Annotated in this window: 8 protein-coding genes; all 8 read left to right on the top strand. The window is 59.5% G+C overall.

The features are described 5' to 3' along the window. A partial coding sequence (locus RUW20_RS01440) for an asparagine synthase-related protein (protein ID WP_313950411.1) occupies positions 1-858 on the top strand: 858 nt, incomplete at its 5' end. Between the two features lie 16 nt (positions 859-874). Beyond that, positions 875-2,068 (top strand): TIGR03087 family PEP-CTERM/XrtA system glycosyltransferase, encoded by a 1,194-nt coding sequence (locus RUW20_RS01435; RefSeq protein WP_313950410.1) that lies wholly within the window; start codon positions 875-877, stop codon positions 2,066-2,068. 79 nt (positions 2,069-2,147) lie between these two features. Next, entirely contained in the window at positions 2,148-3,365 is a 1,218-nt protein-coding gene (locus RUW20_RS01430; RefSeq protein ID WP_313950409.1) for a TIGR04063 family PEP-CTERM/XrtA system glycosyltransferase, read from the top strand. A gap of 1 nt (position 3,366) precedes the next feature. Beyond that, complete coding sequence (locus tag RUW20_RS01425; RefSeq protein WP_313950408.1) at positions 3,367-4,602, top strand: glycosyltransferase; 1,236 nt, start codon at positions 3,367-3,369, stop codon at positions 4,600-4,602. Then, positions 4,595-5,950, top strand: a complete 1,356-nt coding sequence (locus RUW20_RS01420) for an AMP-binding protein (RefSeq protein WP_313950407.1) — start codon at positions 4,595-4,597, stop codon at positions 5,948-5,950. The genes RUW20_RS01425 and RUW20_RS01420 overlap by 8 nt, the downstream gene beginning before the upstream one ends. 14 nt (positions 5,951-5,964) lie before the next feature. Beyond that, positions 5,965-7,272, top strand: a complete 1,308-nt coding sequence (locus RUW20_RS01415; protein ID WP_313950406.1) for a putative O-glycosylation ligase, exosortase A system-associated — start codon at positions 5,965-5,967, stop codon at positions 7,270-7,272. A 3-nt stretch (positions 7,273-7,275) separates the two neighbouring features. Beyond that, positions 7,276-8,253: a polysaccharide deacetylase family protein gene (locus RUW20_RS01410; protein WP_313950419.1), complete on the top strand. Its 978-nt coding sequence runs from the start codon at positions 7,276-7,278 to the stop codon at positions 8,251-8,253. 713 nt (positions 8,254-8,966) lie between these two features. Further along, on the top strand, positions 8,967-10,409 hold a 1,443-nt coding region (locus RUW20_RS01405), incomplete at its 3' end, for a lipopolysaccharide biosynthesis protein (RefSeq protein ID WP_313950405.1).

Here is a 10,409-nt window from a genome sequence, read left to right as displayed (position 1 = left end):
CTGTCGGGCGATGGGGGCGACGAGACCTTCGGCGGCTATCGCCGTTACCGCATGCACCTGATGGAAGAGCGCCTGCGCGCTGCCCTGCCGCAAAGCGTACGGCGACGGTTTTTCGGCCTGCTTGGCCGGGTGTACCCGAAAGCCGACTGGGCGCCACGCGTCTTCCGCGCCAAGACCACTTTCGAAGGCATGGCGCGAACTTCCGTCGAAGCCTATTTCCATTCCGTGTCGATCCTGCGCGGGCCGATGCGGACGAAGCTGTTCAGCGATCGCCTGCGCGGTGAAATTGCTGGTTACAGTGCGCAGGAGGTCTTTCGCCAGCACGCTGCGCAGGCGGACACCGACGACCCACTGGCCCTGATCCAGTACCTCGACCTGAAAACTTACCTGGTAGGCGACATCAATACCAAGGTTGACCGTGCCAGCATGGCGCACTCGCTCGAGGTTCGCGAGCCGCTGATGGATCACGAACTGGTCGAGTGGATGGCGACTCTCCCGTCTTCGCTCAAAGTGTCCGGACAGGAAGGGAAATACCTGCTGAAAAAGGCGCTGGAGCCGAGCCTGCCGCAAGAGATTCTGTATCGCCCGAAAATGGGCTTTGCCGTACCGCTGGCCCGCTGGTTTCGCGGTCCCTTGCGGGACCGCGTCCGGCAGGCGGTGCTCGGTCCACGGCTGGCAGCCACCGGCTGGTTCAATCAGGATTACCTCCGGCATCTGGTCGACGCCCATCAATCGGGAGCGAGTGACTACAGTGCGCCGTTGTGGACGGTGCTGATGTTCGAGGCGTTTCTGCGCAATGTGGTCGACGCACCGACCGAGCAGGCCGCCATGATCACTGAGCCTCAGTCCTCGATATGAGCTTGCGTACCGGCTCATGAGCAATCTGCTCTTCCTGGTACACCGCCTTCCTTACCCGCCGAACAAGGGCGACAAGGTCCGCTCGTATCACCTGCTCAAGCATCTTGCCGGCAGGCACCGTGTCTTCCTGGGCACCTTCATCGATGATCCGCAGGACGAGGAGTATGTCGACGTCGTGCGCGGGTATTGCGCCGAAATGCACGTCGCGCGCATCACCCCCCGTCTTGCCAAACTCTTCAGCCTGATCGGCCTGGTCAGCAACCAGCCTCTGACTCTTGCCTACTACCGCAATGCAGGTTTGCAGGCGTGGGTTGAGCGGACTTTGCGCGAGCAGCAGATTGACGCGGTGCTGGTCTTTTCCTCGGTCATGGCGATGTTCGTCGAGGCGGCCTCGCAGCAACGCCAGCTGGTCGACTTCGTCGATGTCGACTCGCTGAAATGGAGCCAGTATGCAGTCAAGCACCGCTGGCCGATGTCCTGGCTCTACCGGCGTGAGGGCAGGAGTCTGCTCGCCTTTGAGCGTGCCGTGGCCAGTCAGGCCGAGCGTTCGTTCTTCGTCACCGAAGGCGAAGCGGATCTGTTCCGAGGTCTCGCTCCCGAGTGCGCCGACAAGGTCGAAGCAATGTGTAACGGTGTCGATGCCGATTATTTTTCGCCCGAGCACGGCCTTCCTTCCCCGTTCGGCGCGCAGGAACTGCCCCTGGTGTTCACCGGCGCCATGGACTATTGGCCAAACATCGATGCGGTGACCTGGTTCGTGGCGGAAATTCTGCCGCGCTTGCAGCAGAACTGGCCCGATGCACGTTTCTACATTGTCGGACGCAGTCCGACGCCGGCGGTCGAGGCGCTGGCCGGCCAGCACGTCGTGGTCACCGGAACCGTTCCGGACGTCCGGCCGTACCTGCGGCATGCGGCGGTTGTCGTCGCCCCTCTTCGTCTGGCGCGCGGTGTGCAGAACAAGGTCCTGGAAGCGATGGCGATGGCCATGCCGGTCGTCGCCTCGCAGGAATGCGCCACCGCCATCGACGCCATTCCGGAGCGCGATTTCCTGACCGCAGGGACTATTTCACAGTTCGTCAGTCAGGTTGAATCCATACTTCGGGAACCCGCTCGCGCTGCATCCATCGGCACCGCCGCAAGACAACAGGTACTGGCACGCTACAGCTGGGATGCGCACCTCTCAATCATCGATCGCTATCTTGACCCGTGAAATACGCCACTCGCCTACCAAGACATCGCAGCGCACCGGGACCCTCCGAAAATTCGCGCAGGTTCACGGGCGGTGGACGATGAGTCTACGTGTCCTGCACATCCTCGATCACTCCATCCCTCTGCACAGCGGCTACACCTTCCGTACGCTGTCGATCCTGCGCGAGCAGCGCAAGCTGGGCTGGCAGACCTTTCATCTCACGACGCCCAAGCAGGTGGGTTGTCAGCTGGCCGAGGAAGACGTGGACGGGTGGCATTTTTACCGCACGGCCGCTCCTGCCCCCGCTGGGTTGCGCCTGCCCGGCCTCGATGTCGTGGGTCTGATGCGCCAGGTCGAAAAGCGTCTCATCGAGGTGGTCGACATCGTCAAGCCCGATATCCTGCACGCCCACTCGCCGGTACTCAATGCCATTCCCGCGCTGCGGGTCGGCAAGCGCCTGGGTTTGCCGGTGGCGTACGAGGTGCGGGCTTTCTGGGAAGACGCGGCGGTGGACCACGGCACGACCACCGAGGGAAGTCTTCGCTACCGCGTCACCCGTCGCATGGAAACCTATGCCCTGAAGCGTGCCGATCATGTGTTCACGATCTGCGAAGGCCTGCGCAAGGACATCGTGGCGCGCGGCGTCCCGGCGGAGAAAGTGACAGTCATTCCCAATGCCGTCGATATCGAGTCCTTCGCCGTCGGCGGCGAGCCCGATGCCGCACTCAAGGCGCGTCTGGGTCTACAGGACGCGACGGTAATCGGCTTCATCGGTTCCTTCTACGCCTACGAAGGGCTTGATCTCCTGCTCGACGCGCTGCCGCAAATTCTCGAGGCACGCCCTGAGGTGCGCGTGCTGCTGGTTGGCGGCGGCCCTCAGGAGCAGGCACTCAAGGAACAAGCCGCCCGACTTGGTTTGGCGGACAAGATTGTCTTCACTGGCCGCGTCCCCCATGCCGAAGTTCAGCGCTATTATGATTTGGTTGATATCTTGGCCTACCCCCGCCATCTGATGCGCCTGACGGACCTGGTCACGCCCCTCAAACCCCTCGAGGCGATGGCGCAGGGGCGCCTGCTGGTAGCTTCGGATGTCGGGGGGCACAAGGAACTGATCCGTCCTGGCGAAACTGGCGTGCTTTTCAAGGCCGGCGATCCTGTCGCGCTGGCCGACGCAGTCTTACAGCTTCTGGATCAGGGTAGTCGCTGGGCGGAGATGCGGGCGGCCGGCCGGCGCTTCGTCGAACAAGAACGGACCTGGCAGCGCAGCGTCGCCAGCTATCAGGCGCCCTTTGCGCGTCTGGCACAGGCAAGGCGATAGCGTGACCGTCACCAACCGTCCAACCCATATCGTGGTTCTGTCCAGCCTCTTTCCCAGCCGGCTCCAGCCCGGCGCGGGTTTGTTTATTCGTGAGCGCATGTTTCGCGTCGGGGAGCGCATACCGCTCAGCGTCGTGGCGCCCAGCCCCTGGTTTCCCCTTCAGGGACTGCTGCGTCGGCTTAAGCCACACTTCCGGCCGGGCGCCCCGCGTTACGAGAAACAGTCGGGTATCGATGTCTGGTTTCCCCGCTTCCTCTCGATTCCCGGCGTTCTCAAAGGCCTGGACGGTTGGCTGATGGCCCTTGGCGCCTACGCTACCCTGCGCAGATTGAAACGCGCGGGACGGCTGGATATCATCGACGCACACTTCGCGTACCCCGATGGCTATGCAGCCAGCCTCCTCGGCCGCTGGTTGCAGGTGCCGGTCACCATAACCCTGAGAGGCACTGAGGCCCGTCATGTCGAAGACGTACGCCTTGGGCCGCTGCTGCTTCAGGCACTGCACCGCGCAGCGCGGGTATTTTCGGTTTCCGAGTCGCTCAAGAAACTGGTTGTTGCCCGGGGCGCTACACCGGCGAAGATCGAAGTAGTGGGTAACGGCGTCGACACCGTGCGTTTTTCGCCTCGCGATCGGGCTTGCGCGCGTTCCGCGCTGGGTTTGTCAGCGACTGCGCCGGTGCTGATTTCAGTTGGCGGACTGGTGCCACGAAAAGGTTTTCATCGGGTCATCGAAGTGCTGCCACAACTGCTGCAGAAGTTTCCGGCTCTGATCTATCTCGTCGTCGGCGGGCCGAGCGCCGAAGGCGACAACCGTGCCGAACTGGAACGTCAGGTGGCCGATCTGGGTTTGCACGACAGTGTGCGCTTCCTGGGCCCGCGTCCCCCGGAAGCATTGGCGGATGTGCTTTCCGCCGCCGATGCATTTGTCTTGGCCACCAGCAACGAAGGGTGGGCGAACGTCTTCCTCGAAGCGATGGCTTGCGGCCTGCCGGTGGTGACGACGGACGTTGGTGGCAACCGCGAGGTGGTCTGCGAGGAAAGCCTGGGCATCGTTGTGCCATTCGGCGATCCGCAGGCCCTGGCGACAGCGCTTGCCGAGGCGCTCGGGCGGTCCTGGGATCGCGGAGTCATCCGGCGCTACGCCGAAGAGAACTCGTGGGTGGAGCGGGTGGAGCGACTGAGTGATCGGTTTCAGCGTCTCGCCAGAGGAGCATCGGAGGCAAGAGAACATGTCTAGTCTATATACGGCACTCGTCTCGGGGCTGATCTTTCCGCTGCACGAGCATTTGAAGCATCACAGCACCGTCGCCGTACGCAAGCGCATGGAAGATTCCCAATGGTGGCCGCTGGAGCGCCTGCAAGCGCTCCAGTTGGAGCGCTTGCGTGCCTTGCTGACCAAGGCCCAAAGGGACGTGCCCTATTACCGCGATCTCTTCGCCACGCTGGGGTTCAATGCCGCGGACGTCGCTTCGCTGAGCGATCTGCAACGCCTGCCGTTTCTGACAAAGCCGATCATTCGGCAAAACCAGGAACAGCTCAAGTCCGACCAGGCCAAGGGGCTCGCGCGCTTCAATACCGGCGGCTCTTCAGGTGAACCCTTGATCTTCTACATTGGCAACGAGCGTGTCAGCCACGATGTTGCGGCCAAGTGGCGGGCGACCCGCTGGTGGGGGGTCGATATTGGTGACCCGGAAATAGTCGTCTGGGGCAGCCCGATCGAGCTGACTGCGCAGGATCGCGTTCGCCAAATCCGCGACCGCTTGCTGCGCACCCAACTCCTGCCGGCTTTTGAGATGAGTGAAGCCAAGCTTGACGGTTTCGTGGAAACCATCCAGCGCTTCCGTCCCGCGATGCTTTTCGGCTACCCGTCGTCCCTGTCACTGATTGCCCGTCATGCGGAAAAGCGCAGCCAGGCCGTGAGCGATCTCGGGATCAAGGTAGCTTTCGTCACCGCGGAGCGGCTGTATGACCACCAGCGCGACGACATTGCGCGGGTCTTTGGCTGCCCTGTCGCCAACGGCTACGGCGGTCGGGATGCAGGATTTATCGCCCATCAGTGTCCGGCAGGTGGGATGCACATCACGGCCGAGGATATCATCGTCGAGATCATCGATCGCGACGGCAAGGTCTTGCCCCTGGGGGCAGTGGGTGAGGTGGTGATCACGCATCTGGCGACGCGCGAATTCCCCTTCGTGCGCTACCGCACCGGCGACGTGGCGGTGCTTTCCGACAAAGCCTGTGCCTGTGGCCGTGGCCTGCCGATGCTGGAAGAGATCCAGGGCCGCACAACCGATTTTGTGGTCGCCGCTGACGGCACGATCATGCATGGTCTGGCGGTTGTTTACCCGATCCGCGACATTCCAGGAATAGAGGCCTTCAAGGTGGTGCAGGAAAGCCGAGAGCGCGTGGTGGTCCTCATCGTGCCGGGTGAAGATTGCGGTAAGGGCGTGGAAGCGGCAATATCGGCCGGCCTCAAGGCTAGATTGGGGAGCAGTGTGGAGGTTTCGGTCGAGCGAGTGGCGGATATCCCCCGAGAGCAATCCGGGAAATATCGCTACGTTGTTTGCCACGTCCCAACCTATTAATTGTTTCCTGGAAAATGCGCGACCTACTCCTAATTGCGATAGTTATCCCCGCGTGCCTATCGGCTCTCCGCCGACCGTGGATTGGTGTCCTGTTATGGACATGGATAAGCATCATGAATCCGCATCGCTATGTCTATGGTTTTGCATACTCGGCCCCACTCGCTGCGATGGCTGCGGGCGCGACGCTGGTCGGTCTGATGACTACGACAGAGAGGGAATCTCCATTCAAGGGAAAGCCAGTCACCCTTCTCCTCGTGTTTATGTTATGGGCGACCGTCTCTTGGCTCGCTGGACTAGATCCAGAAGGTGACTACGAGCAATGGACAAAAATCATGAAGATCGATTTCATGATCCTGATTGCTTTGGCCGTACTGCACACCAAGAAGCATATTTTCGCGCTGACCTGGGTGATCGCTGCGTCATTAGCAATTCTTGGTGCGAAGGGTGGGCTTTTTACCATTATGTCTGGGGGTGGTTATCGTGTATGGGGGCCTCCGGGATCCTTCATCGAAGATAACAATGAGTTTGCGTTGGCGCTAGTGGTTGTCATTCCACTGTTGCGTTTTCTGCAGATGCAGATCGCCTCAGCGGCGGCGAGACTAGGCATGAGTGTTGTTATGTTTCTTTGTGCGGCCTCGGCGTTAGGTAGTCAGTCGCGGGGTGGGTTGCTAGCCATCGCTACAATGCTTCTAGTTCTGTGGGCTCGGGGAAGAAACAAAGTCGCTTCAGGGTTTTTGATATTGATCGCTGGCGCGTCTCTGGTAGCCTTCATGCCGGATGTTTGGTCAGACCGTATGGCGACCATTTCAGATTATGACGAAGATCAGTCAGCAATGGGCCGGATCAGCGCATGGTTTAATGCTTGGGGAATAGCATTGCATTATCCGTTTGGTGTTGGTTTTAATGCGGCCCGCCCTGAGCTCTTTGCGAAATACTCTCCCTATTTTACAGGGTCAGCTCCAGCTGCCCATAGTATCTACTTTCAGATATTGGGTAATCACGGATTCGTGGGCCTTTTTTTATTCTTAAGTATCTGGTTGCTGACTTTTCAGTCCGCCGCCTGGTTGCGCAAGACATGCAGGGAAATACCGGAGGCGCGGTGGTGTGCTGATTTGGGGGCAATGTGTCAAGTATCTCTTGTGGGATATGCCGTGGGTGGCGCTTTCTTGAGCCTCGCCTATTTTGATCTTCCATATAACATTATGGTTTTAGTGGTTCTTACAAGGGTATGGGTCGAGAGACGAAGTTGGGAGACGGAGAGTCAGAATTTTTCTGGCGGGAAGAAGATTGCTGATATGGCTGGTCGTTATGAGGGAGGTTGAGTGATGGTAAAAAGCCTTTTAGGCCTTTTTTCTCCGGCAGGAGATAATGCCCGGTTGTCGATCCTGATTTTTCACCGTATTTTCCCTCAGTCCGATCCCATGTTTCCGATGGAGACAGACGCCTTTCAGTTTGAAGAGATCTGCAAATGGCTAAAGGCGTGGTGCAACGTACTGCCACTGGATGAAGCCGTGGCGCGCCTGGCGAGCGATAGCTTGCCGGCACGAGCGTTAGCCATTACCTTTGATGACGGCTACTTGGACAACTTTACGGTGGCGCTGCCAATCCTGCAGCGCTACGATATGACGGCCACGTTCTTTGTCGCTGTAGGTTTTTTGGATGGTGGGCGGATGTGGAATGATACGGTTATAGAAGCCGTGCGAAATTGCGATTTGGTCGCGCTGGATTTCGCAGAGGAAGATAGTGGAAGTGGGTTAGGATTAGGGAGGCTTGCGATTGGCTCTTGGGAGCAAAAACGGGTTGCTGTCGCTAAAATAATCGATCACATCAAATATTTACCGACTGGCGAGCGCGACATTTGCGCACGGCGGGTCGCATATTTGGCGCGCGTAGAACATCTGCCAGATGACCTGATGATGCGCTCTGTCGACGTGAGGGAGTTGCATCGCATGGGCATGCAAATTGGCGCTCATACGCTTTCTCACCCTATTTTAGGGGGGCTTGATAGGACGAGCGCAGTGGACGAAATTGCCGGGAGTAAGATGTACCTTGAGCAACTGTTGGGTGAGAAAATTAATCTTTTTGCCTATCCAAACGGTAAGCCAGGAACGGACTATAACCGGGGAACGGTAGAAATAGTTCGAGAATTAGGTTTTGAAGCGGCGGTATCCACAGCTGGGGGAGCGGCCAGTGGTCGCACGGATCGCCATCAGCTTCCCCGGTACACTCCGTGGAAGAAAACAAAAATGGGTTTTGGGTTTCGTCTGGTGGACAACCTGCGACGTGAGGGTGCGTGTCTATGAGTTCCCGTTGGCCGGCTCTGCAGGTGGTTTCATCGACAGAGTTGACGAGAGCGACGGCATGGAGGGGTCTCGTGTCTTCTTGGAGATCGTCTGCTTTGGTCCGCGATCTTGGGCGCGGCAGAACACCGGAGCCTCAGATCGAGAGGGTTGCTTGCCGCGTCATGGCCCAAGGGTTTCGGTCAGCCGCATGAAACCACGCTTTTTACTTACCCGAGGGGCGACCCTCGCCGCACCAGTATGCTGAGGGAATGCGGACAGACGATGGCGCCAGGGGCAGGTCATGCGGCTACCTGTCGGCTGCGGCGCAGCACCGCCGTTGCGGAAGCACCAAGCGGCTACGCCAAATCTGACATGGAAACCGATCCATCGGTGTTCCTGCGCGCTAGGGACTTGACCGACGCGTCGCCGAGTGGCCGGACGCGGAGCTTGGGTGGACGGTGCCAGACGCCTTACCGTGTCACCATTACCATTCAAGTCGCCCGCGGCCGAGTATCGTTCCCGACCACGAGGACGCCTAGGCGAGAAGGGCGTAGCGACAATGGGCGGCAATGTTCGGTCCACGCTTGCCGGGCACATCCCTACCCCTTTAACATCCTGGCTGCCTGTTGCGTCGTTGCTGGAGGCTACACGCTCTCGCCTGTCTTTGGCCGATCCCGAGGAAGTTGGGCGGACGTTCGCCTCTCAATCGTCACGCCCCGGTCCTTGACGCACCTATGAACCCCTCTCGCTTGCGAACGAGGACGCTCGTTCAACGTGCACTCTACCCAGATCGAAGCAACCTGACGGCGCGTGTGATCAGTGGCGTTGCGTGGCAATTTGGCCTGTCCGCCTTTCGGGTAGCTCTTACGGTCGCCTCCACAGCGATCCTTGCGCGCCTCCTGACCCCGACGGACTATGGCCTTGTCGCCATGACCACGCTGGTGGTCGAAGTTGGGGCTCTACTGGCCAACCTGGGTTTTGGCGCTATTCTCGTTCAGAAGCAGCGCCTCAACCGCCTGGATCTCGACACTGCGTTCTGGGTGTCCTTGGGCATAGGTGTCGTACTTGTCCTTTTCGTCGGGCTCGCCTCCTACCCGGCGGCAATGGTATTTGATCAGCCGACCATTGTCGGCATGCTGTGGGTCTCAGCGCTGGCATTCATCTTCCAGGGTATATTGGTGGTGCCGACCGCAGTTCTGCATCGGTTGCTCTTGTTCCGAACCGAAGTGCTGCTCAGTGTCGGACAGTTGGTCGCCAGGGCCGCTGCTGCAATTCTTCTGGCTTGGCTGGGCGCTGGTTATTGGAGCCTCGTCATAGCGCCGCTCATTGCGGCTGCACTGGGCTCTTTGGTGTTGCTCGTGCTTGTCGGCTACCGCCCGCGCTTACGGTTCAACAGGCGCTTCCTTGAGACGCACTGGAAGACCAGCGGTAGCTACCTGGGCTCCGGCGTACTTCATTATCTGCTCGCCAACTTCGATTACTTCGTCGTAGGACGTCGCTTCGGTCCGGAACAACTCGGCTTCTACCAGATTGCGTACAGCCTGCCCGATGAACTGCGCAACCGGGTTTCGGGCCCCCTGCAACGCGTTCTTTTCCCCGCCTACTCGCTGCTACAAAACGATCTGCCAGCCTTCCGTCGAGCGGTGGCGCGGTCGCAAAAACTGCTGTCGGCTGTTGTGTTGCCTGCCGGGGCGGGCCTTGCGCTGGTTGCTAAGGACTTGGTTCCAGTGCTGTATGGTGAGAGTTGGCTTGCTGTCATTCCGCTGTTGCAGATTCTGGCCTGTGGCGGCGCGTTACGGGCGCTATTTTCCCTCGTTGCTAGTATCTACTACGCCGTAGGAAGGCCAGATCTGGCCTTCAAGATTAGTTTGATAAGCGCCCCCTTTGTCGTTGTCGCTATCCTTCTCGGAAGCGTCTGGGGGGTTTTGGGTGTGGCTTGGGCAATGATCGTGGTGATGGTGCCATCGTTCTTTGCCGCGCACTTTGCCATGCGTCTAATAGAGGCCTCCGTGTTCGATTTCCTACTGGCAGTACGCCCTGCGGTGATGGCTACCCTGGCAATGGCGGTTGGGATTTTGTTCCTGCAGTCGGCACCTTTCATTAAGACGCCAGAGATTGGCGGGCTCTTTCTCGAAGTTGTGTTCGGCGCGCTACTCTATGCGGCCTGCTTGGCGATA

This window comes from Accumulibacter sp., assembly GCF_032229525.1.
Taxonomy (GTDB): domain Bacteria; phylum Pseudomonadota; class Gammaproteobacteria; order Burkholderiales; family Rhodocyclaceae; genus Accumulibacter.
This window is presented reverse-complemented; position numbering and strand designations above follow the sequence as displayed.

What these genes read in the sequence shown, in the direction of transcription:
- RUW20_RS01410 (WP_313950419.1), top strand. Translation starts at nt 7,276, where the DNA reads ATGGTAAAAAGCCTTTTAGGCCTTTTTTCTCCGGCAGGAGATAATGCC.
- RUW20_RS01420 (WP_313950407.1), top strand. Translation starts at nt 4,595, where the DNA reads ATGTCTAGTCTATATACGGCACTCGTCTCGGGGCTGATCTTTCCGCTG.
- RUW20_RS01430 (WP_313950409.1), top strand. Translation starts at nt 2,148, where the DNA reads ATGAGTCTACGTGTCCTGCACATCCTCGATCACTCCATCCCTCTGCAC.
- RUW20_RS01415 (WP_313950406.1), top strand. Translation starts at nt 5,965, where the DNA reads ATGCGCGACCTACTCCTAATTGCGATAGTTATCCCCGCGTGCCTATCG.
- RUW20_RS01435 (WP_313950410.1), top strand. Translation starts at nt 875, where the DNA reads ATGAGCAATCTGCTCTTCCTGGTACACCGCCTTCCTTACCCGCCGAAC.